Below are 21176 nucleotides of genomic sequence, written 5' to 3' on the forward strand. Positions count from 1 at the left end.
GGGATCAGGCCTGGGCGGACGCGCGCAGGCGATTGACGATCTGGTTGTCCTTGCCTTGCACAAGGCCCGTGAGCACGACGTCGAAGACGATTTCCTTGTACGCGTCTGCCTTCAGGCCCAGTTCGGCGCCGCCGGTCTTGTCGGTCACCGGCGGGATCAACGCTTCGCGGGTGGCGTAAGCGAAATCGTCCCAGATGAGGGGATCGCCCTCGATATTGAATTGCGTCGTCAGCTTGCGGTGCTGATCCGCGCTGACAAAAAGGTGCACGTGCGCCGGGCGGTTGCCGTGGCGGCCCAGCGCGTCCAGCAGCTGCTGGGTGGCGCCCTGAGGCGGACAGCCATAGCCGACCGGCATCAGAGTGCGGAACTCATACTTGCCGTCCGGGCCGGTACGCACCGCGCCGCGCAGGTTGAAGTCGGTCTGCGCGCCCGTCGGATCGAAGTGCGAGTAAAAGCCGTTGGAATTGGCATGCCAGCACTCGACGACCGCATTGGCCAGCGGCTCGCCGCGGGTATCGCGCACGATGCCGCGGATCACCAGCGGACCGGCGTTGGCATCCGGATCGGCATCGATGCGCGACACGCCATCGCGCACCGGCGCGCCGGCCACGTAGAGCGGGCCCTCGATGGTGCGCGGCGTGCCGCCATCCAGGCCGGCCAGCTTGTCTTCGTGGTCCATGCGCATGTCCAGGTACTTCTCCAGGCCCAGTCCGGCGGCCAGCAGCGCGGCCTCCCCGTCGCGGCCCAGCTGATTCAGGTAATTGACGCCCGCCCACACTTCATCGGGCGTGATGTCCAGATCGTCGATGGCCTTGAAAAGGTCGCTCAACAGGCGGTTCAGAATCTGCTTGAAGCGGGGGTTGCCTTCGCTGCCGTCCAGATTGGTCGCGGCCTTCAGCAGGTCCTGCACTTCTTTCGAGTTGAATACGTCGAGGCTCATGTCTGTCTCCAGTGGGTTGTCTGTTTGTTTGGTGTGTTCAGTGTTTCTTGTTCGTGACCTTGACCAGTCCCTCGCGCGTGAAGCGCTTGACGCGGTCGTCGTCCAGCGTGATGCCCAGGCCCGGGCCGGTGGGCACGGTCAGCTCGAAGTCGCTGTAGTCCAGCGGCTGCGTCAGGATTTCCTCGGTGATCAGCAAGGGGCCGAAGAGCTCCGTGCCCCACTGCAGTTGGGCAAAGCTCGCAAACAGCTGGGCCGACGCCACCGTGCTGACCGCGCCTTCCAGCATCGTGCCACCGTAGAGTTCGATGCCCGCCGCGTCGGCAATCGCCGCCACGCGCTGCGCCGCAAAAAGGCCGCCGTTCTGCTCGATCTTGATGGCGAAGACATCGGCGCCGTGCTGGCGCGCGATCTCGAACGCGGTGTCCGGGCCTTGCAGGACCTCGTCGGCCATCAGCGCCACCGGGAACCGGCGCACCAGCCGCGCCAGCGCCGCGGCGCTGGCCACCGGCTGCTCCACCAGTTCGCAGCCCGCCTGCGCCAAGGCCGGAATCGCCCAGGCCGCCTGCGTTTCGCTCCACGCCATGTTCACGTCGACCCGCACCGAACCGCGGTCGCCCAACGCGCGCTTGATCGCGGCCACGTGCTCGATATCCGTCTTCGGATCCCGCGCGCCGATCTTCAGCTTGAAGATGCGGTGGCGGCGCTCTTGCAGCATCTGCTCGGCCTCCGCAATGTCGCGCGTGGTGTCGCCGGACGCCAGCGTCCAGGCCACGGGCAGCCGGTCCCGGCGGCGGCCGCCCAGCAGTTCGCTGACCGGCACGCCCAGGCGCTTGCCCTGCGCATCCAGCAGCGCGGTCTCCAGCGCGCTCTTGGCAAAGTGATTGACCTTGACGAGCTTGCCCAGATGCGCCATCAGCGCCTGGATGCGCGTGGCGTCCTGGCCGATCATGGCCGGCGCGAAGTACGCGTCGATCGACAGCTTCATGGCCTCGGGGCTTTCCGGGCCGTACGCCATGCCTGCGATGGTGGTGCCTTCGCCAATGCCCACCACGCCGTCGCTGCAGAACACCTTCACCAGCATCAGCGTCTGGCCATACATCGTGGCCACCGACAGTTTGTGCGGGCGGATGGTGGGAAGGTCGACGAGAGAGGTTTCGATGCGTTCGATGAAGGCTGCGGGCATGGACGGCGGTGTAGAAGAGGTGGTCACACGGCGTTTATAAGAGCCGGCGACTCTGCGCGTCCAATACTTTGAGAATCCGAATTGATACCTTCAAGGCATAAATAAAAAGCCCCGCCTCAGGAGAACGGGGCCGGATACCGATACTTTTCGGGTTATATCGGGATCGAAGCAGTCTTCTCCCCCCGCCCCCGTCAAGATCAATTCGCCGTGATCTTGCCCACTTCGATCACCTTCTTCCACCGGGCAAACTCGTCCGCCTGGAACTTGGTGAATTCCGCCGGCGTGTTGCCGACGATCTCAAAGCCCAGTTCCAGCAAACGCGGTTTGACCGACGGGTCGTTCAGCGCCTCGACGATGCCGCCGCGCAGCTTGTCGCGAACGTCGGCGGGCATGTTCCTGGGACCGGCAAACGCCTGCCACGACGTCACGGTCACGCCCTTCAGGCCCAACTCTTCCATGGTCGGCACGTCCGGCAGCAGGGGCGAACGCTTCGCGCTCGTGACCGCCAGGGCGCGCAGCTTGCCCGACTGGATGTGCGTGAGGCTGGTGTTGATGTTGCTGAAGCTGGCGTCGACCTGGCCGCCCAGCAGGTCCACGATGGCGGGCGCGCCGCCCTTGTACGGCACGTGCGTGGCCTGCGTGCCGGTCTCTTGCCAGAACAGTTCGGCAGTCAGGTGGTCCGAGGTGCCGTTGCCCGCCGAGGCGAACGTCATGCGGCCCGGGTTGGCCTTCAGGTACGCCAGCACGCCCTTCAGGTCGCGGAACTGCGAGTTGGCATTGACCACCAGCACGTTGGGCGCCTGCACGGCCACCGTGATGTATTCAAAATCCTTGAGCGCGTCGTAGCCGGGATCCTTGACCAGATGCGGGCCGATCACGAAGGGCCCAAGCGACGACACCAGGATCGTGTAGCCGTCGGGCGCGGCGCGCTTGGCCTGCCCGGCGCCCAGCGTGCCGCCCGCGCCGGGCTTGTTCTCGATCACGAAGGTGGCGCCAAACTTTTCCTGCAGCTTGGGCGCCACCGTGCGGGCGATGAGGTCCGTCGAACCGCCTGGCGGGAACGGCACGATCATCGTGACGGGCTTGGCCGGCCAGTTCTGCGCCTGGGCCGACGCCGTGACGGCCAGGCCAAGTGCGAGCGTGGTGAACCATTTTTTCATGCGAGTCTCCTCTGGGATGGCGTCTGTCGCGCCGGTGGTGTTGCATGCGTCCCGCCGCAAGGCCCGCGGCGGGAACAGGAAATGGATCAGATCCGCTTGCCGACCTCGACACTTTCACGCGTCCAGGCGCGCGCCTGATCGCTGAGCGAGATGCCCAGGCCCGGCCGGTTGGGCACCAGCATGCGGCCGTCCCGGATCTCCAGCCGCTCGTTGAAAAGCGGCTCCAGCCAGTCGAAGTGCTCGACCCACGGCTCGGTCGGATAGATGGCGGCCAGGTGCACGTGCAGCTCCATCGCGAAGTGCGGCGCCAGCATCGCGCCGGCCTGCTCGGCCTGCGAAAGAATCTTCAGGAACGGCGTGATGCCGCCCACGCGCGGGGCGTCGGGCTGCACGTAGTCGGCGGCGCGGTGGCGGATCAGCTCGCTGTGCTCGGCCGCGCTGGTCAGCATTTCGCCGGTGGCGATCGGCGTGTCGAACTGGGCGGCCAGCGCGGCGTGGCCTTCGTGGTCGTAGGCGTCCAGCGGCTCTTCGATCCACACCAGGTTGAATTGTTCAAAGATGCGGCACATGCGCTGAGCCGTCGGGCGGTCCCATTGCTGGTTGGCATCGACCATCAGCGGCACGTCGTCGCCCAGGTGCTTGCGCACGGCTTCGACGCGGCGGATATCGAGCTGGCGGTCGGGCTGACCGACCTTCAACTTGATGCCGCCAATGCCGCGCTCGCGCGACGCGCTGGCGTTCACAAGCAGTTGTTCCAGCGGCGTGTGCAGAAATCCGCCCGACGTGTTGTAGCAAGCGACCGAATCGCGATAGGCGCCCAGCAGCTTGGCAAGCGGCAGCTTGGCACGGCGGGCCTTCAGGTCGTAAAGCGCCACGTCGAACGCGGCGATGGCCTGCGTGGACAGGCCGCTGCGGCCCACGGACGCGCCCGCCCAGCACAGCTTGGTCCAGAGCCGGCCGATATCGCTGGGGTCTTCGCCGATCAGGACGGGCGCGATCTCCTTGGCGTGGGCAAACTGGCCCGGGCCGCCGGCGCGCTTGGAGTAGCTGAGCCCGATACCTTCGTCGCCGTTTTCGGTCTGCACTTCGACGAACAGCATCGCGACCTCGGTCATCGGCTTTTGGCGGCCGGTCAGCACTTTCGCGTCGCTGATCGGGGTGGCCAGCGGCAGATAGCAGGACGAGATACGCATCCAGGCGATGCGGTCGGCGGGGATCGGGGCGGTCATAGGAGTCTCCAGGTGTCTTGAATGGGCATTGGGGCCAGCAGGCGCGGGATGTCCCAGCTAATGGACAACGTTGTCATTCGTGGCCAAATAAAAAGCGCCGGAATGCGGAGCCTTGCTGGCGGCGGCGATGAGAACGTGGCAGCTGGCGGTCATGATAACGTTGTCCAAAATTCACGGCAAGCCGCGCCGCGATCCGTACATACCCGTACTATCCTTCCATCCCATGAAGCCCAAGTCCATCACCCTGCATGACGTCGCCCGCGCCGCTGGCGTGTCGCTCATCACCGCATCGCGCGCGCTCGGCAACCCGGGGCGCGTCTCCGACGCCACCATCGCGAAAGTCCAGCAGGCCGTGACGGAAACGGGCTACATCCCGAACTTGCTGGCCGGCGGCCTGAAGTCGCGGCGCAGCCACACCGTCGCGGCGCTGGTCCCCATCATCTCGGTGCCGCAGTTCCTGCCCACCATCGAAGCCTTGACCGCCGAGCTCGACCGCGACGGCTACCAGCTCATCCTGGGGCAGATGGGCTATGACCGCGGCCGCGAAGAAGCCCTGCTCAATGCCATGGCGGGACGCCGGGTCGACGGCGTCGTCGTCGCCGGCCTGCTGAGCGACATACCGGCCGCGCACCGCCTGCGCGAAATCGGCATCCCCGTCGTCGAGACCTGGGACCTGACCGCGCACCCGCTCGACATGCTGGTGGGTTTTTCGCACCGGAGGGTGGGTAACGCCGTGGCCGAATTCTTCCTGTCCAAGGGATGGCGCAACGTGGGGCTGGCAACCGGCGACGACCAGCGTGCCGCCGTGCGACGCGCGGGCTTTCTGGAAACCCTGGGCCACGACGTGCCCACGGCCGTGGTACCGGCGCCCAGCAATGTGGCTTCCGGCCGGCGCGCCGCCGCCGAACTGTTCGACAAGGCGCCCGGCCTGCAGGCCATTTTCTGTAGCGCCGACGCGCTTGCCGAGGGCGTGCTGACCGAAGCGCGCGTGCGCGGCCTGCGCGTGCCGCAGGACCTGGCGGTCTGCGGGTTCGGCGGCGCCGACTTCGCCGCGCACCTGGCGCCGTCGCTGACCACCGTGCAGGTCGACGGCGCGAACATCGGCGCTCAGGCCGCGCGCATCCTGATGGCGCGCTGCCGCGGCGAGAGCACGCAGGAGCGCATCATCGACGTGGGTTTCCAGATCGTCGAGCGCGAGTCGACGGGCGGCTGTGCGGCAACGTAGCCAGGGGCCACCTGGCTGGGCACCTGGCCGCGGCAGGCAGTTGTCATGCCGCGCCGCCGGTAGGAGAATTCCGCCGAGCCGCGCGCGTCCGACAGCGCGCCCCCGAAGCGCGTCGCCGCCTCAAAAGGATCCGCCCGTGAAGGATGATGTTGGCCAATACCAGACTCACCCCGTCACCCTGCTCCAGCCGGACCCGTCATCGCAATGGGTCTACCACTGCGCAATGAGCCTGCTCAAGCTGCCCGCGGACGATGCGATCTCCGAGCAGCTTGCCTACATGGGTGAAACCTCGGACATCGACCGGTCCTGGATGATCGAGTACCGCCCGGACATGCTGCGGCTGCGCAATACGCATGAATGGTGCCGTGGCCAGACCGCCCCTTTCGTCGCCGAGCTGCAGGATGTGCCCACCACGCTGATCGCCTGGCTGCACCGCTTCATGGTCAAGGGCCAGGCAGTCGCCATCCACGACGTCAACGACCTGCCCCGCACCGCGCGCACCATCCAGGCCGAGTTCCAGCGCCAGGGCAACAAGAGCGTACTGAGCGTACCGGTCTGCCATGACGGCAAGCTGCAAGGCATCATCGGCTTTGACACCACGTTGCGCCACCGGCACTGGTCCGCCGCCGAGGTCGGCGCCCTGTACCAATGCGCGAACCTCATCGGTCAGGCCAAGTACGGCAGCGGCCGCACCCGTGCGCCGCTGGGCAACCCTGCCGCATCAGTGGTGTACCTGAGCATGCGCGGCGTGGTCCGCGGCGTGCAGCCAGAGGCCATCGTCGGCGTGCGCTCGGCCGGCAATTACAGCGAAATCTGGCTCGAGGACGGCTCGATGGTGCTGGACTCGCGCGCGCTCGGCGTCTGGTCGACGCTGCTGCCCGAGCAGACATTCTTCCGGGTGCACCGCACCGCCATTGCGAACGCGTTGCATGTCATGGACGTGGACCGCAGAAGCGTCGACAAGTGGCAGATCCGCATGCGGGCCGTGGACGACACCTGGCCCGTGTCCCGCGCCTATCGCAAGCCGCTGCGCGAACGCATGGGGCTTTGAGCCCGGGTTTGCCGGTTGCGGCGCCGCCCAATATGCCATTCATCATGCGGGAATGTTGTTTCGTCCTGGCGCAGATGGCTGCGTCGGCGGTTTTTGGGATCATCGCGGCATGCGGATGGGACACTCCCAGCCGCGCCGCTCCGAGAGAACCGCATGCTGACGTCCCGCCTTCTGCCGCGCATCTCCCTTCTTGCCTTGAGCGCTGTCTGCGCACTGGGCGCGGGCCCCGCCCGGGCAACCGACCTTGCCCTGCAGGATGCCGTTTCCATGGCCGGCATGCAGCTCTACCTGAACGCCGGCGCGCCCGCGCTGATCATCGCGGCGGTGCGCGGCAATGACGTCGTTGTGCAGGGCTATGGCGAGACCGCGCCCGGCAGCGGCGTCGAACCCGACGGCCAGTCCATCTTCCGCATCGCGTCGGTGTCCAAGGTGTTTGCCGGCGATGTGCTTGCGTCCTTGGCGGCCAAGGGCAAGCTCAAGCTGACCGATCCGCTTGCGAAATACGCACCCGAGCATGCCAAGGTCGACGCCAACGGCCGGCCGATCACGCTGCTGGACCTGGCAACGCATTCGGCCGGCCTGCCCCGCGAGTTGCCCGATCCCGACGCCAAGCCCTCCGACAACCCGTTCAACGCCTTCGACCGCGCCTATTACTGGAAGTGGATGGGCACCCACAAGCCGGCCTATGCGCCGGCCACCACCACGCTGTACTCCAACCTGGGCTATGGCCTGTTGGGCGACGCGCTGGCCAAGGCGGGCGGCGCGGACTATTCAACCGTGCTCGCCAACGAAGTCTTCAAGCCCGCCGGCATGACCGACGCCACCAACGTGCTCACCGAGGCGCAGAAAAAACGCCTGATGACCGGTCTGGATCCCTTCGACAAGCCGGATCCCAATGCCGTTGCGCCCGACATCATGTACGCCAGCGCGGGAATCTATGCCACGGCGGACGACATGGTGCGCTGGATGCGTTGGCATCTGGATGGCGCCCGGCAAGCCCGCGAGGCCGCGCTCCTGGCCCACACGATGTGGCTGCCGTACGACGGGCTGAAGTCCGTCGTGGGCACGGAAGTCACGGATGGCGACGGCATGGGGCTGGGCTGGGTGGTGACCCTGCCGCGCAACGGCACGCCGTTTCTGCTGGGCAAGAGCGGCGGCATCGGCGGCTTCATGTCCTACGCCGTCCTGTCGCCCAACCGCGACATGGGCGTGTTCGTCGTCGCCAGCCGGGTGAACTTCGGGATGTTCAACAACATCCATGCGCAGGTGCGCGAACTGGCGGCCGAGCTGGGCCGGTGATGCGGCGCCTTCGTGCGCCGCGCCTGGCCGCGGCGGCGCTGCTGCTGGCGTGGGCCGCGCAGGGCGCGTGGGCGCAGCAGGCGCAAGACATATTCAAGACCGAAATCTTCCTCACGCCCTACAGCGACCTGTCGGACGGCGACGACTCGTATCCACGCCTGAACGGCAGATTTCTGCTAATGACGGGCTACACGGGCTTTTTTGGCGTGCGGGACGACAACGGCCAGCTGCCTCGCTCGCACTGGAGCAGCGTGCAACCGACGGCCGAGGCGGCGCTGGTGCTGCAACTGACGCGGGCGTTCTCGTTCCGGACCAAGGCAACCTTCAACTCGTCCACCAACGACACCAAGGACAACGCGTTTTCCGATCTGGGCGCGAATCTGGACAACCTGTTCGCCGCCTACACCGCCGACAACTACGCGCTGTACGGCGGCAAGATGGACCTGGGATTTGGCGACGCCTGGCACGTCGTGGACGGCCTGTATTCGGGATTCAACGAGAACTCGGAATTTCGCGGCTCGATCGGTGTGGGCGGACGCTACACCCTGGACACCGCGGGCCGCGGCGCGCACTCGGTCGCCGTCATCCTGTTCAAGCGCGACAACACTGCCATGAACCGCCGGTTCAGCCTGGACGGCGGCCTGCTCGGGCCCGATGAACCGCCCCTGTTCAGCGACCAGCTCAAGTCATTCGTCGTGTCGTACGACTTTCGCGATCTGCCCGGATTGCCGGGCGTCTCGGGCGGGGTGGACGCCGGCCGGCTGCACCTGGATCCGGACCAGGGAAAAAGCGCCAACACGGTATCGGCCCGCCTGAGCTACGACACGCCGCTGGGCAACGCATGGCACCTGAACTGGTTCAACGAAGTCACCTACTCCAGCGCCTTTCGCGGCGCGCCGGTCGCCAACGGCAATGGCGTAACCTCAGTGTCGTTGTCTCGTGACCGCTGGCAGGTTACCGCGACGGCCGCCGCGCGCAAGCTGACCGGCGGCAGCCAGACACTAGCGCGGCATGGCTTGCAGGACGGCACGGATTGGGGAGTATCGGGCGCAGTCACCTACGTCACGCCCTTGGGATTGATCGTGCAGGCCGGGCTGACGCATCAGCGTGACCAGGCCCTGCGCATCAACCAGGGCGTTTTCCGCATCGCTTACCAGGCAGGATTCTGAGGCCGACATGAACAACACCATCACGCGCATCACCGCAACGATCGTTCTGGCCCTGGGCGGCATCATGCCGGCCGGGTCGCAGCCGGTGCCGATTACCCGCGCCGACTACCCGCCGGCGGACGCGGTCGCCATCCCGGCCGGCAGCCGCGAACGCGCCGTGCGGGACTTGCCCGGCATCGTCACGGACATCATGAAACGCAGCCAGGTGCCCGGCCTTGCCGTGGCCGTCGTCATCGACGGCAAGACCGTGCTGGCGCAAGGCTACGGCACGCGCGAGGCCGGCAAGGACGCGCCGGTGGATGCCAACACCGTGTTCCAGATCGCGTCCATCTCCAAGTCGTTGTCGGCAACCGTCGCGGCCATCGAAATCACGCGGGGCAAGGTGGCGTGGGACGACCCCGTGTCGCGTCACCTGCCCGGCTTTGCGCTCAGCAACGCCTATGTGTCCGAACACGCCACCATCGGCGACTTTTTCGCGCACCGCACCGGGCTGCCGGGCACGGCGGGAGACGATCTGGAAGACCTGGGCTTTTCCCGCAACGACGTCATCGCGCGCCTGCGCCTCGTGCCGCTCACCCCTTTTCGCACGTCGTACCACTACGCCAACTTCAGCACCACGATAGGCGCCGAGGCCGTGGCCAAGGCTGCGGAACGACCCTGGGAGCAGCTTGCGGACGAGCAGCTGTTCAAGCCGCTGGGCATGGCTTCGACGAGTTACCGCCATGCAGCCTTCGAGGCCCATGCCAATCGCGCCTTGCTGCATGCCTACCAGAACGGCCGCTTCGTACAGGCGGGCCAGCGCAACGCCGATGCCCAGGCGCCCGCGGGCGGCGTGTCCTCGACGGTGGTGGATCTGGCGCAGTGGCTGAAGCTGCTGCTGGCCAACGGGCAGCACCAGGGCAAGCCGCTGGCCGCCCCCGGCGCATTGCTGCCAGCGCTGTCGCCTCAGGCCTTCAGTGCGCGCGCGCCCGATGTGGATGCGCGTTCCGGCTTTTATGGCTATGGATTCAACGTCAACACGGAGACGGGCGGACGGCCGTCGATGGGACATTCCGGCGCATTCCTGGTGGGCACGGGAACGACGTTTCGCATCGTGCCTTCCGCCGGCATCGGCATCGTCGTGCTGACCAATGGCGCGCCGGTGGGCGCGGCCGAAGCCGTCGCGGCCACATTCATCGACACCGCGCTGTACGGCCAGCCGAGCCGCGACTGGTTTGCGGCGTACCACGGCGCCATGAAGGTGCTGTTCGAGCCGCAGGCCGATCTGACCGGGAAAGCCGCCCCCGCCAAGCCCGCCGCGGCCAAAGCCTTGCCGCAATACGCCGGCACGTTCGACAACCCCTATTACGGCCCCGCCCGGATCGAGGAGGCGCAAGGCGCGCTGACGCTGGTTCTTGGTCCCAAGGACATGCGCTTTCCCGTGAGCCACTGGGACGGCGACACGTTCGCCTTTTCGCCGGCCGGCGAAGCCGAAATGATCGGCTCGCGCGCATCGATTGTCTTCAAGATGGACCAGGGGGGGGCCCAGGGCTTTGACATCCAGTATTACGATGGCGCCGGGCTGGGGCGCTGGGTCCGCAAGTAAAGCGGGCGGGCGCGGGTCGAATGTCGACATTCGCCGGATCGCGTTCCCCCATTCCCGCCACCACACGCTTCGGGCTACAGTGCCCGTTCATCGGAATCCACGAAGGATCGAGCATGGCCGACGACAGCACGCTTCTCAACGACAACGCGGTGTACAGGACTTTGCTGGAATCGACCAAGGCGATTCCCTGGAAGATCGATTGGGCCACCATGAAGTTCGCCTACATCGGCCCCCAGATCGAAGCGTTGCTGGGCTGGCGCGCCGACAGCTGGGTCACCGTCGAGGACTGGGCCATGCGCATGCACCCCGAGGATCGCGAGTACGTGGTGAATTTCTGCGTCTCGCAATCCCAGGCCGGCATCGACCACGAGGCCGACTACCGGGCGCTGACTCGCGACAACGGTTATGTCTGGATCCGCGACGTGGTTCACGTCGTGCGCACGGAAACCGGAGAGCCCGAAGCCTTGATCGGCTTCATGTTCGACATCACCGAACGCAAGAAAACCGAGGAAAAGCTGCTCAGCCTGCAGAAAGAGCTGGAGGTCCTGTCCTTCAAGGATGGCTTGACCAACATCGCGAACCGGCGGCGCTTCGACAGCAGTTTCGAACTGGAATGGGAGCGTGCGCGCAGCGAGGGCCAGCCCCTGTCGGTACTGCTCTTCGACGTCGATTTCTTCAAGCAGTACAACGACCTGTATGGCCACACGCAGGGCGACAAGTGCCTTATCGAAATCGCCGAGACGCTGAGCCTGGCGCTGGACGGGCCGCGCGACCTGGTTGCGCGCTACGGCGGAGAGGAATTCGTGGTGCTGCTGCCCGAGGCCGACGCCGAGGTCGCCCGCAAGGTCGCCGAACGCTGCCAGCGCCAGCTTCAGAAAAAGGCCATCGTCCACGCGCTGTCGCCGCACGGCAGGCGCGTCACGGTCAGCGCCGGCGCGGGCACGGTGTCGCCGGCCGGCCCGGTGACGGCGGCCGACTTCATCAAGGGCGTGGATCAGGCGCTGTACCTGGCCAAGAACAACGGGCGCAACCGCGCGGAGCATGTGCAGGTGGGCCAATAGCGCCAATCCGCCTTTTTCACCCGTAGTTCCCCGTATTGCAGTGCAGCAAAACGTGCTGTAGTGGCCGGGTGGAGGGCGCATTCCGCGCCCCCGTCGCGTGCCCATCATGTCCAAACTCAGAAATCTCTCTCTCCGGAGCAGCCTGACTGCACTGGTGCTTTTTTTCATCTTGATGCTGGTGGCCGTCGGCGCCATCGCCATGCAGCAGCTCTGGAGCATCAGCCAGAAGCAGCGCGCCATGTACACGGAAACCGTCATGCCGCTGCGCGTCGTCGTCGACGCCGCCCGCCAAGGCGCCACGCACTTCCGGCGCATGTACGTCTACATCTGGAACACCGATCCGCAAGCCCGGCAGAACGAACTGCGCCTGAACGACGATTCCGAGAAATCGGTGCTGCAAGCGCGTGACCGCCTACAGCAGGAGCAGGACCCTGCCCTGCGCGCCCTGGGCGGCAAGCTGGCCGACACCTGGACCCGCTACAAGGCGGCCGTGAACGACGTGAAGGGACTGGCCGACCGCAACGATCCGACCGCGATGACCGTGCTGCACAAGGACTCGGCCGAACTGCACGTGGCCGCGCGCAATATCCTGATGGAAGCGGCCAAGCGCCAGGAAGAGCTGGCCCGCCTGGATACCGAAGACGCCGCCGCGGCAGTCGAACGCACGTTCTGGACGCTGACCGCGCTCATCGTGCTGTGCGCGCTGATCGGCAGCACCCTGGGCCTGGGCCTCGTGCGTTCCGTCATGCGCCGCCTGGGCGGCGAACCCGCCTACGCGGCCCAGATCGCGCAGGAAGTCGCAAAGGGCAACCTCGCCGTGCGCGTGCAGCGCCGCGACGGCGACCAGACCAGCGTGCTCGCCAACATGGACGCCATGCGCGCCAACCTGGCGCAACTGGTCAGCCAGGTGCGCCGGTCCAGCGAATCGATCGCCACGGGCGCCACCCAGATCTCCACCGGCAATACCGATCTCAGCCAGCGCACCGAAGAGCAGGCCGCCAACGTCGAAGAGACCGCCGCCTCGATGGAAGAAATGAACGCGGCGGTCAAGCAGAACCTGGAGTCCGTGCAGATGGCCGCCAGCCTGGCCGGCTCGGCCAGCGAAGCCGCCGCGCGCGGCGGCCAAGTGGTCGGCAACGTGGTCAGCACCATGGACGCCATCTCCGCCAGTTCGCGCAAGATCGTCGACATCATCGCCGTCATCGATTCCATCGCGTTCCAGACCAACATCCTCGCGCTGAACGCGGCCGTCGAAGCCGCCCGCGCCGGCGAACAGGGCCGCGGCTTTGCCGTCGTGGCCAGCGAAGTGCGTGCACTGGCCCAGCGCAGCGCCAGCGCCGCCAAGGAAATCAAGCAACTGATCGGCGACAGCGTCGGCAACGTCGAAGCCGGTTCCAACCTGGTGGGCGAGGCGGGCAGCACGATGAACGACATCGTCACCCAGGTGCGCCGCGTGGCCGACCTGATTGCCGAAATCGGCGCCGCCGCGCATGAGCAGGGACAAGGCATCTCGCAGGTGGGCGACGCCATCAACCAGCTAGACCAGACGACGCAGCAGAACGCGTCGCTGGTGGAAGAATCCGCCGCGGCCGCGCACAGCCTGAACGCCCAGGCCGCGACGCTGGTGAAGCTGGTCAGCGTGTTCCGCCTGGCCGAAGACGAAGCGCCGCGCCCCGTGGCGCACGCGCAGATTGCGCAGGCGCGCCCCGCTCAGGCGCACATTGTTCAGGCGCGCGAGACGCAGCCCGAGCCAGCTGCGCCGCCGCCTGCCAAGCCGCAACGCGCGCTGGCCAAGCCCAGCGCGTCGCGGCCGGCTGCGGCTGGCAAACCGGCGTCGCCCCGCCGCGCCGAGGCGAAGCCGGCCGCGCAGCCCAAGGCGCCGCTGCGCGTGCCGGGCGATAGCAAGCCTGCGCAGTCGAATGACGATTGGGAGAGTTTCTGATCGGCAAGCGGGGCAACGCGGCAAACCTACGCTCGCCCCCCTCAGTTCCCTACGCAAGGTAATGAGACCTGACGCCTGAAGGCGGCCACCGGGCCGTCTTCAGGCAGCACCCTGGCCAATGCCGACGACCTGCGACTCCAAGCCGGGACATGGCGGGCACGTCCACCACGGACATCAAAGCTGAAAAGCGCAGCCTGCGCGATAACTGCCCGAAGAAACCGGATCGCGCCGCGGCGCTGTATCGCACCGCCCCTATTCCGCGTCACGAAGCGCGTTATCGTTTCCACTAATTATCGTAATCCCTAATTTTTTCGCCTATGCTAGCCCGTGATAATTTGCGGAAACGTTTCCACGAGGAGCAGAAATGAAGGGCGATGATTTGCAGGCTGCACGGGTCAAAACGGTGGTGGATCACATGGCGCTGGAATGCACGCAGGAGTGGGACAAGGTCATCGACACCTTCGAACACCCCCGCTATGAAATGCACTCCAGCGGCGCCGTTTTCGACGGCGAAAACGAAGTCATGGGGTATTTCCAGTCATCGCGCGCGTCCTTCCCGGACTTGAAGAACGAGATCATCGCGGTGGCCGCCGCCGACGGAACGGACACCGTGCTGGTTGAGTTCTGGCTGTCCGGCACGCACGCCGGCCCCTTCACCGTCGAAGGCAAGACCTACGAGCCGACCGGCCGCAAGTTCCGCGTGCGCATGGCCGCGTCCTTCGAATTTGCGCCGAACTCGGACAAGGTGATCTGCGAGCGCCCCTATACCTGTCAAAACGCGAAGCTGCGTTCGCTCGGGTTGCTGTAGAGGTACAGGCTTTCCCGTTCAGGAGGCGGGAAGGCGCGAAGCATGAAGTTGTTCTGCACATAACAGCCAGGGCGGGCCATCCGGCGCTGCACCAGGAATCCAACTCGAGGAGACAACAATGATGAAGCTGTCCGCCGCAGCGGCCGTGCTGCTCGCTGTACTCGGCATGGGAACTGCCCACGCCGACGATTATCCGAATCGCCCGATCCGCATGCTCTTGCCCTTCTCCGCGGGCGGCGGCGGCGACACGCTGGGCAGGATCCTGGCAGAGCGCTTTGCCGTCGAACTGAAGCAACCCGTGATCGTGGAGAACAAGCCTGGCGCGGGCGGCACCATCGGCATTGCTTCGGTCGCGCGCGCGGCGCCTGACGGCTACACGATCACGATCGGCGGCATGACGACACATATCCTGTCTCCTTCCGTCTACAAGGATCTGCAATACGACCCGATAAAGAGCTTCACATCGCTCGGCGCCATTGGCAATTCAGCCATCATGGTCGTCGCTAACAACAACTTCGCCGCCAACAACATCGCCGAACTCAAAAACCTGGCCGCCTCCCGCAAGGATCCAGTGCAGTACGGCAGTTGGGGGATCGGTTCGACGGGCCACTTCTGCGGAGAGGTGCTCGTGCAGAAGGGTGGCCTGAAGCTGCAACATGTTCCCTACAAGGGAACCACCCAGATCATGACCGACATCATGGGCGGTCATGTCGACGTCGGATTCGTCGATATGGCCACGGCGACCCCGATGGTCACGCAGCACAAGGTAAAGGGCTTGGCCGTCTGTACCCAGCGATCGCCGAGTGTGCCGGACATCCAGAGCTACAAGGAACAGGGTATCGACTTCGATCGCGAGTTGAACTGGGCCATGTACGTTCCGGCCGGAACGCCAGCGCCTATCGTTGCCAAGCTGTCCGACACGCTGGAAAAGGTGCTCAAGGAAGCGGACGTCAAGGACAAGCTGCTTGGACTGGGCATTACGGCAAATTACGTTCCCGGACCGGCGCACGAAAAGGCCAACATCGCTGATATCGAAGCCTGGCGAGCCGTGGCCCGCGACGCCGGCATCAAGCCCCAGTAACTGCATCTCCACGGCGACGAGCGAGCTCGTCGCCGCTTTCGCGAGACCTCAATGAACCTGCTCCAAGACCGCGTCGCCGTCATATCCGGCGCCGCCCATCCCAAGGGGATCGGCAAGGCAACCGCCAGGCTATTCCTCGAGCATGGCGCCCGCGTGGCCATCCTTGACCTTGACGCGGCTCGCATACGCGAGGCCGCCGAAGACCTCGGCGCGCCGCAATCCCGACTCATTGCTTTAGGCTGCGATGTCGGCGACACGCAGCAATGCCGCGCGGCAATCGATTCGGTTGCGCAATGGGCCGGCGGCCGAATCGACGTGCTGGTGAACAATGCCGCCGTCACGCAAAAGGCGGCTTTCCAGGAGATATCTCCCGCGGACTTCGATCGGATCCTGCGGGTGAACCTGACTGGCGTCTTCAATCTGAGTCAGGCGGTCATTGCACGGATGATCGGGCAGCAGGCAGGAAGCATCATCTCGATTTCCTCGCTTTCCGCCCAGAACGGCGGCGGCATCTTTGGCGGCGCCCATTATTGCGCCGCCAAAGCCGGCGTGCAGGGCATCACGCGCGCCATGGCCAAGGAATTCGGCCAATACAGGATCCGCGTCAACGCCATATCACCCGGGCTCATCACCACCGACTTTTCCCGGACTGGCCGCTCGGATGAAAGCAAGGACGAAGCCGCTCAAGGCTGGCCATTGCGGCGGGCGGGGCGGCCACACGAAATCGCCGGCGGCTGTCTCTTCCTGGCGAGCGACCTCTCAACTTACATCACCGGCACGACGTTGGACATCAACGGCGGCGCACACATGAATTAAGGAAACAGCATGAGCAAGATCCTGGGGGGAGTCCGGCAGGTGGGCTACGTGGTTCGCGACATAGAGAAGGCCATGAAGCATTGGTCTGACGTGCTGGGCGTGGGACCCTGGTTCTACAAGGAGGAAGTGGGAACCACCGAGTTCCGCTACCAGGGCAAGGAATCCCGCCCTCCCCGCCTCTCCATCGCGTTGGCCAATACGGGTCCACTTCAGATTGAGCTGATACAGCAACGGGATGACGCGCCGTCGCTGTATCTGGACTCCCTGCGCACAGGCGGAGAGTGCGCTCAACACGTGGCGTTCTGGACGCTGGACCACTTTGACGACTTTTGCGCCCACCTGAGCGCTCGCGGCTATGTGGAAGGCCATGGAGGCCGGATGGGAACGCGCGGCCGCTTCTCGTACTTTGTTCACCCCGACCTGCCCAGCGGCATGATCGAAATCTCCGAGATGAAAGGCGGAAAAGGCGAGTATTTCGAAGAGATCAGAAAGGCCAGCGAATCGTGGGACGGGTCCGCGCCGATCCGACTGCGAACCTAGCCAGCCGTGCGCCAAAGACGGTGTATGTTAGCCACTTTTGGCTCGGACTGAACGCAATCATGAATGACCGGATCACAATTCGCGATGTTGCCAGGAAGGCCGGCGTGTCCCTGGGAACGGCATCGCGCGCGCTCAACCGTACAGGACGCGTCAGCGAGTCAGCCATCGCTGCGGTCGAACAGGCCGCGCGCAGTCTTGACTACCGTCCGGACGCCGTCGCGAGAAGCCTGCGGACAAAGTCTTCAGGCGTGATCGGGCTGCTGGTGTCAGATCTGGCCAATCCGCTCTACGCACGCATCATCACCGCGACGGAATCGGCGCTACAGGCGGAGGGCTACTCGCTACTGGTGGCCAGCACTCATAACGAGCGGCGGCGTGAAGCGTCATTGATCGAGATATTTCGCGGCCGCCGGGTTGACGCGTTGATCCTCGGGCCCTGCGAAAGAGAGTCAGCCGATCTCATCGACGCGCTATCGCAGGAAATTCCGGTCGTGGCGCTGGATAGGGAGTTCGGTGCGTCCTCCGTTGGTATCCATGTGGATCACGCGGCTGGAGCATTCCAGGCAACGCAATATCTGCTCAACCTGGGTCACCGGCGGATCGCCCTGCTTACGCCAGGAACCGACTTGCGTACGGGAAAGGAGCGCATCGCGGGCTTTCGTCATGCCTACGACGTGCACGGCATCTCGCCGGACCCGGCACTGATCCGTGCCGAACAGTCGGCGATGCAGTTTGCATTCGCCGAGGCCATGTCGCTGCTGTCGCATGCCAACCGCCCCACGGCCTTCGTCTGCCTGGGTACGCGAATACTGTCCGGCGTGCTTCAAGCCCTTCGACACACCGGCGACTCGGTGCCGAATGACATCAGCGTCATCAGCATCGGCGATACCGACCTGTCTCGGCTGTTCAGCCCTTCCATCACCTCGCTCAGTTGGGACCTGGAGGCGATGGGCACTTGCGCGGCGCAGCAGGTTCTCAAGCAACTGGATCGTCAGACTTCTTCAGAGCAAGGCGATCGCATTGTCATCAAAACACAACTGATACTGCGTGAGTCATGCGCTCCCGCGGCGCCCAGTTGACCCTTCACCCAAGGAAAATTCCATGACACTTCCGTACACCGAAACCCACCAAGACCGTCTGCTGACCGTCAACATCGAAGACGGCGTGCAGCTTCCTGGCGCGGCACCCGGCTCCTCGATCATTCCACTCTTCCTCGATAGAGAAAACGGCGTCTGGGTTCTGTACGGAAAGTTTGCGCCGGGCACTCGACTTCCGACTCACTTCCACACCGGTGTCGTCCACTTCTTTACGACGAAGGGCCAGTGGAACTATCTCGAATATCCGAACGACCCGCAGACAGCCGGCAGTTACCTGTACGAACCCGGCGGCTCCGTCCACACCTTTTCCGTGCCCGACACCGCCACGGAACCTGCCGAGGGATTCATGGTGGTATTCGGCGCCAACATCAACTTCATTGATGGCCAGTTCGCGAACATTCGCGATGCGGGCGCCATCGAAGACTCGATCATCGATGCAGCCAGGAAGGCCGGCTTGCCGCTGCCCCGGTACATTCGTCCGAAGGGCGGCGCCGAGTTCACGCGAGATTGAGCCGGGAGACCATCAGCCATGCGGTTGAAATCCAAGATTGCCCTGGTCGCCGGCGCAGGCACATTGAGAAGCGCATTCTCGTCACCCGATCTGGTCGGCAATGGCGCCGCCTGTGCGATCCGGTTTGCCCAGGAAGGGGCAACGGTCATCTGCGCAGACCGGTCCTTACCGGCCGCCCAGGAGACGGTCGAGAGAATTCTGTCGGAGGGCGGTGCGGCACATGCCATCGAACTTGACGTCACCGATTCGGCCCGGATCGGCCACGCCGCGCAGGACATCGCACATCGTTTTGGCGGCATCGACATCCTGCACAACAACGTCGGCATCGAGATCCAGGGCGACCTGCTTGCGGTGCAGGATGACGAATGGGATCGCGTCATGACGGTCAATGTACGCGGTTCCATGGCCACGGCGCGCGCCTTTCTGCCGCAAATGAAAGCGCGCGGCGGGGGCTCTATCGTCAATGTCTCGTCGACGGCCAGTCTGAAATGGAGTCCGATGCAATTTCTTTCGTACAGCACCGCCAAGGCGGCCGTCAATCACATGACGCGGGTCATCGCCCGTCAGTATGCAGCCGATCAGGTCCGCTGCAACTGCATCATCCCGGGCATGATCCGAACGCCTCATGCGGACGCGCTCTATTCCTCCGCGGACGCTGCCGCGCAAGGCCATGAAGCGCGCGACGCCCGATGCCCGATGGGCCGCCAGGGAAGTCCCTGGGATATCGCGAATGCGGCGCTCTTTCTTGCGTCCGACGAAGCCGCGTATGTCACGGGCAGCCTGATGGTGGTCGATGGGGGGTCCAGCCTTTAACCGGCGGCCGCGATGTCAAGGCTGGCCGGGACGCACGCCCAGCGCGCGCATCCACGGCATGTCCGGCAGACCCTGGATGGGCGCCCCGCCCGGCATCGGAAAGCCCACGGGATTGAGCGCGGCGTCTTGCAGCACCCGCGCCCATTCGCGCGGGTCGATCGGTTCGCCCATGCGCGCGCGCACGTCCAGCAAGTCCAGGGCCGCGCGCCGGTGTCCCGCCTCGGCCGCGTCGCGGAACAGGCGTTCGGCCACGGCGTAGTTCTTGGGCACGCCGCGGCCCATGCCGGTCAGTTCGCCCAGGTAGGTCTGCGCGGGTGCGAAGCCCTGGTCGGCGGCGCGCTGGTACCAGCGGGCGGCGACGGGGTAGTTCTGTTGCACGTGCTCGCCGTTCTCGGCGATCAGGCCCAAGGTGGTCATGGCGACCACGTCGCCCGCCTTGGCGCGCGCCTGCAGCGACGCGAGGCGAGGTTCATCCACATACTGGGCGCCCCGCTCGATCTCGTATTCCCACGCGCTCATGCGCGCCTTGATCAGGTCGCGGCCCAGGGTGGGCGACGGGCCGCGGCCCTGCGCGGTTTGGCCGCCGGATCCGCCGGGCGTCGCGGGCGTCTGCCCGTCCGCCAGCGTCGTGAAGGTCACCGTGCCGACCAGGCTGCTCGCGTAGTGCGGAATCTGCCGGTAGGCGGTGGCCACCTGCACGTCGGCGGTCAACTGCTTGAAGAAGGTCTCCACGGGCGCCGTGCCGGGCAGCGCGCGCAGGCCCTGCGCAAAGTAGTACGCATAAGGGCTGTGACGCGGCCCTTGATTGCCGAAGCCGTCCTCGGCGGTCGCCCCGGGCTGCGTCGAAAACGCGATCAGCTCCCCGCCCGCGGGCACGGCATGCACCAGGCCGGCGGCAGGCGTGCCGCGCGTCAGGTTGGTGCGGCAAGCGTCCAGCACCATCAGGCGCGCGCGCACGTTGGCGCGCCGCAGCGCCTGCGACACGCGCCGCAGGCTTAGCGAACTTTGCTGCGCCGTGCGGATGCGCACGTCGCCCAGCGGCAACGGCAGGTCCACGCCAAACAGATAGTTCACGTCGTCCACGGCGACGGCGTGTCCGGCGAAGTACATCAGCGCCAGATCCCCGCCGGCGGCGCGATCGGCGAATTCGTCGACGGCGGCTTCCATCTGCGCGGTGGTCAGATCCGTGAGCAGCGTCACATCGATGCTTCGCTGGCGCAGCGCCTCGGCGATCAGGCGCGCGTCGTTGACCGGGTTGACGAGCGCGTTGGCCGGCACGGCGTAGCGGGCGTTGCCGATCACCAGCGCGTAACGGCGCCGGACAGCAGTCGGATTGGACGCCGCCTCGGGGTCCGCCTGGGAGGGCGCATTGGATTCGGCGTTGGACGCCGCCGCGCTGGCGGCGGGGCCATCATCCGGCGCCGGCGCGGGCGTGGCGGGCGGGTGCGACGGCGCGGCCGAAGGCGGCGGGTCGTCGTCCACCATGTTCCGATTGTTCAGCCCCCTGGCGTTGCTGCCCGCCGCCCACACGGCGGTCGCCGGTCCGCCGCTCAGGGCGGCGCCAAGCAACGCCGTCAGCAGACGCCGCCGCACGAGGGGGTGTGCGCGCGAAATGGGTGCGCCGGCACGGGCGGGTGGGTCGATGCGCTTCATGAGGGTTCGCGAA

Annotated in this window: 20 protein-coding genes; 15 read left to right on the forward strand and 5 right to left on the reverse strand. The window is 65.8% G+C overall.

Features of this window, described 5'->3' with window-relative positions:
* Nucleotides 1-4 precede the first annotated feature (4 nt).
* The 4 genes from catA to QEP15_RS20800 all read right to left on the reverse strand — a co-directional run bounded on the left by catA (nt 5) and on the right by QEP15_RS20800 (nt 4512).
* Nucleotides 5-940 carry a catechol 1,2-dioxygenase gene (catA, locus tag QEP15_RS20785; protein ID WP_152382471.1) on the reverse strand — a complete coding sequence of 312 codons (936 nt, stop codon included), beginning with the start codon at nt 938-940 and terminating at the stop codon, nt 5-7.
* 37 nt (nt 941-977) lie between these two features.
* Nucleotides 978-2123 (reverse strand): muconate/chloromuconate family cycloisomerase, encoded by a 1146-nt coding sequence (locus tag QEP15_RS20790; protein ID WP_152385336.1) that lies wholly within the window; start codon nt 2121-2123, stop codon nt 978-980.
* 197 nt (nt 2124-2320) lie between these two features.
* Entirely contained in the window at nt 2321-3283 is a 963-nt protein-coding gene (locus QEP15_RS20795; RefSeq protein WP_142053480.1) for a Bug family tripartite tricarboxylate transporter substrate binding protein, read from the reverse strand.
* Between the two features lie 86 nt (nt 3284-3369).
* The gene (locus QEP15_RS20800) at nt 3370-4512 is read right to left on the reverse strand and encodes an L-talarate/galactarate dehydratase (protein WP_175155222.1); all 1143 of its coding nucleotides are present in this window, start codon (nt 4510-4512) and stop codon (nt 3370-3372) included.
* 223 nt (nt 4513-4735) lie between these two features.
* Between QEP15_RS20800 and QEP15_RS20805 the strand changes: the two genes are divergently transcribed.
* The 15 genes from QEP15_RS20805 to QEP15_RS20875 all read left to right on the forward strand — a co-directional run bounded on the left by QEP15_RS20805 (nt 4736) and on the right by QEP15_RS20875 (nt 19510).
* Nucleotides 4736-5737, forward strand: coding sequence for a LacI family DNA-binding transcriptional regulator (locus QEP15_RS20805; RefSeq protein ID WP_175155223.1), 1002 nt, complete (start codon nt 4736-4738; stop codon nt 5735-5737).
* Between the two features lie 136 nt (nt 5738-5873).
* Complete coding sequence (locus QEP15_RS20810; RefSeq protein WP_253854836.1) at nt 5874-6788, forward strand: GAF domain-containing DNA-binding protein; 915 nt, start codon at nt 5874-5876, stop codon at nt 6786-6788.
* A gap of 153 nt (nt 6789-6941) precedes the next feature.
* Nucleotides 6942-8087, forward strand: a complete 1146-nt coding sequence (gene ampH, locus QEP15_RS20815) for a D-alanyl-D-alanine-carboxypeptidase/endopeptidase AmpH (RefSeq protein ID WP_280147979.1) — start codon at nt 6942-6944, stop codon at nt 8085-8087.
* Entirely contained in the window at nt 8087-9256 is a 1170-nt protein-coding gene (locus QEP15_RS20820; RefSeq protein WP_280147980.1) for a hypothetical protein, read from the forward strand. The genes ampH and QEP15_RS20820 overlap by 1 nt, the downstream gene beginning before the upstream one ends.
* A 7-nt stretch (nt 9257-9263) precedes the next feature.
* Complete coding sequence (locus QEP15_RS20825; protein WP_280147981.1) at nt 9264-10841, forward strand: serine hydrolase; 1578 nt, start codon at nt 9264-9266, stop codon at nt 10839-10841.
* A gap of 113 nt (nt 10842-10954) precedes the next feature.
* Complete coding sequence (locus QEP15_RS20830) at nt 10955-11902, forward strand: sensor domain-containing diguanylate cyclase (protein ID WP_280147982.1); 948 nt, start codon at nt 10955-10957, stop codon at nt 11900-11902.
* Between the two features lie 106 nt (nt 11903-12008).
* Nucleotides 12009-13844, forward strand: a complete 1836-nt coding sequence (locus QEP15_RS20835; protein ID WP_280147983.1) for a methyl-accepting chemotaxis protein — start codon at nt 12009-12011, stop codon at nt 13842-13844.
* A 149-nt stretch (nt 13845-13993) separates the two neighbouring features.
* Nucleotides 13994-14134: a hypothetical protein gene (locus tag QEP15_RS20840; RefSeq protein ID WP_175155229.1), complete on the forward strand. Its 141-nt coding sequence runs from the start codon at nt 13994-13996 to the stop codon at nt 14132-14134.
* Nucleotides 14135-14208: 74 nt separating this feature from the next.
* Complete coding sequence (locus QEP15_RS20845) at nt 14209-14652, forward strand: nuclear transport factor 2 family protein (protein ID WP_175155230.1); 444 nt, start codon at nt 14209-14211, stop codon at nt 14650-14652.
* Between the two features lie 118 nt (nt 14653-14770).
* Nucleotides 14771-15733 (forward strand): Bug family tripartite tricarboxylate transporter substrate binding protein, encoded by a 963-nt coding sequence (locus QEP15_RS20850; protein ID WP_152382481.1) that lies wholly within the window; start codon nt 14771-14773, stop codon nt 15731-15733.
* A 51-nt stretch (nt 15734-15784) separates the two neighbouring features.
* Nucleotides 15785-16549, forward strand: coding sequence for an SDR family NAD(P)-dependent oxidoreductase (locus QEP15_RS20855; RefSeq protein WP_152382482.1), 765 nt, complete (start codon nt 15785-15787; stop codon nt 16547-16549).
* Nucleotides 16550-16558: 9 nt separating this feature from the next.
* Nucleotides 16559-17089, forward strand: coding sequence for a VOC family protein (locus tag QEP15_RS20860; RefSeq protein ID WP_179690065.1), 531 nt, complete (start codon nt 16559-16561; stop codon nt 17087-17089).
* A gap of 59 nt (nt 17090-17148) precedes the next feature.
* Nucleotides 17149-18168 carry a LacI family DNA-binding transcriptional regulator gene (locus QEP15_RS20865; RefSeq protein WP_280147984.1) on the forward strand — a complete coding sequence of 340 codons (1020 nt, stop codon included), beginning with the start codon at nt 17149-17151 and terminating at the stop codon, nt 18166-18168.
* Between the two features lie 22 nt (nt 18169-18190).
* Nucleotides 18191-18697, forward strand: coding sequence for a 2,4'-dihydroxyacetophenone dioxygenase family protein (locus QEP15_RS20870; RefSeq protein WP_056325881.1), 507 nt, complete (start codon nt 18191-18193; stop codon nt 18695-18697).
* Nucleotides 18698-18715: 18 nt separating this feature from the next.
* Nucleotides 18716-19510: an SDR family NAD(P)-dependent oxidoreductase gene (locus QEP15_RS20875; protein WP_152382485.1), complete on the forward strand. Its 795-nt coding sequence runs from the start codon at nt 18716-18718 to the stop codon at nt 19508-19510.
* Nucleotides 19511-19525: 15 nt separating this feature from the next.
* Here the strand turns inward: QEP15_RS20875 and QEP15_RS20880 are convergent, their stop codons facing one another.
* Nucleotides 19526-21163 carry a caspase family protein gene (locus tag QEP15_RS20880; protein ID WP_253854821.1) on the reverse strand — a complete coding sequence of 546 codons (1638 nt, stop codon included), beginning with the start codon at nt 21161-21163 and terminating at the stop codon, nt 19526-19528.
* Nucleotides 21164-21176 lie beyond the last annotated feature (13 nt).

This window comes from Achromobacter mucicolens (assembly GCF_029866465.1).
In the GTDB taxonomy this organism is placed as follows: domain Bacteria; phylum Pseudomonadota; class Gammaproteobacteria; order Burkholderiales; family Burkholderiaceae_B; genus Achromobacter; species Achromobacter mucicolens.

What these genes read in the sequence shown, in the direction of transcription:
- QEP15_RS20825 (WP_280147981.1), top strand. Translation starts at nt 9,264, where the DNA reads ATGAACAACACCATCACGCGCATCACCGCAACGATCGTTCTGGCCCTG.
- QEP15_RS20855 (WP_152382482.1), top strand. Translation starts at nt 15,785, where the DNA reads ATGAACCTGCTCCAAGACCGCGTCGCCGTCATATCCGGCGCCGCCCAT.
- QEP15_RS20875 (WP_152382485.1), top strand. Translation starts at nt 18,716, where the DNA reads ATGCGGTTGAAATCCAAGATTGCCCTGGTCGCCGGCGCAGGCACATTG.
- catA (WP_152382471.1), bottom strand. Translation starts at nt 940, where the DNA reads ATGAGCCTCGACGTATTCAACTCGAAAGAAGTGCAGGACCTGCTGAAG.
- QEP15_RS20860 (WP_179690065.1), top strand. Translation starts at nt 16,559, where the DNA reads ATGAGCAAGATCCTGGGGGGAGTCCGGCAGGTGGGCTACGTGGTTCGC.
- QEP15_RS20835 (WP_280147983.1), top strand. Translation starts at nt 12,009, where the DNA reads ATGTCCAAACTCAGAAATCTCTCTCTCCGGAGCAGCCTGACTGCACTG.
- QEP15_RS20830 (WP_280147982.1), top strand. Translation starts at nt 10,955, where the DNA reads ATGGCCGACGACAGCACGCTTCTCAACGACAACGCGGTGTACAGGACT.
- QEP15_RS20800 (WP_175155222.1), bottom strand. Translation starts at nt 4,512, where the DNA reads ATGACCGCCCCGATCCCCGCCGACCGCATCGCCTGGATGCGTATCTCG.
- QEP15_RS20790 (WP_152385336.1), bottom strand. Translation starts at nt 2,123, where the DNA reads ATGCCCGCAGCCTTCATCGAACGCATCGAAACCTCTCTCGTCGACCTT.
- QEP15_RS20795 (WP_142053480.1), bottom strand. Translation starts at nt 3,283, where the DNA reads ATGAAAAAATGGTTCACCACGCTCGCACTTGGCCTGGCCGTCACGGCG.
- QEP15_RS20865 (WP_280147984.1), top strand. Translation starts at nt 17,149, where the DNA reads ATGAATGACCGGATCACAATTCGCGATGTTGCCAGGAAGGCCGGCGTG.
- QEP15_RS20845 (WP_175155230.1), top strand. Translation starts at nt 14,209, where the DNA reads ATGAAGGGCGATGATTTGCAGGCTGCACGGGTCAAAACGGTGGTGGAT.
- QEP15_RS20850 (WP_152382481.1), top strand. Translation starts at nt 14,771, where the DNA reads ATGATGAAGCTGTCCGCCGCAGCGGCCGTGCTGCTCGCTGTACTCGGC.
- QEP15_RS20820 (WP_280147980.1), top strand. Translation starts at nt 8,087, where the DNA reads ATGCGGCGCCTTCGTGCGCCGCGCCTGGCCGCGGCGGCGCTGCTGCTG.
- ampH (WP_280147979.1), top strand. Translation starts at nt 6,942, where the DNA reads ATGCTGACGTCCCGCCTTCTGCCGCGCATCTCCCTTCTTGCCTTGAGC.
- QEP15_RS20805 (WP_175155223.1), top strand. Translation starts at nt 4,736, where the DNA reads ATGAAGCCCAAGTCCATCACCCTGCATGACGTCGCCCGCGCCGCTGGC.
- QEP15_RS20870 (WP_056325881.1), top strand. Translation starts at nt 18,191, where the DNA reads ATGACACTTCCGTACACCGAAACCCACCAAGACCGTCTGCTGACCGTC.
- QEP15_RS20880 (WP_253854821.1), bottom strand. Translation starts at nt 21,163, where the DNA reads ATGAAGCGCATCGACCCACCCGCCCGTGCCGGCGCACCCATTTCGCGC.
- QEP15_RS20840 (WP_175155229.1), top strand. Translation starts at nt 13,994, where the DNA reads ATGGCGGGCACGTCCACCACGGACATCAAAGCTGAAAAGCGCAGCCTG.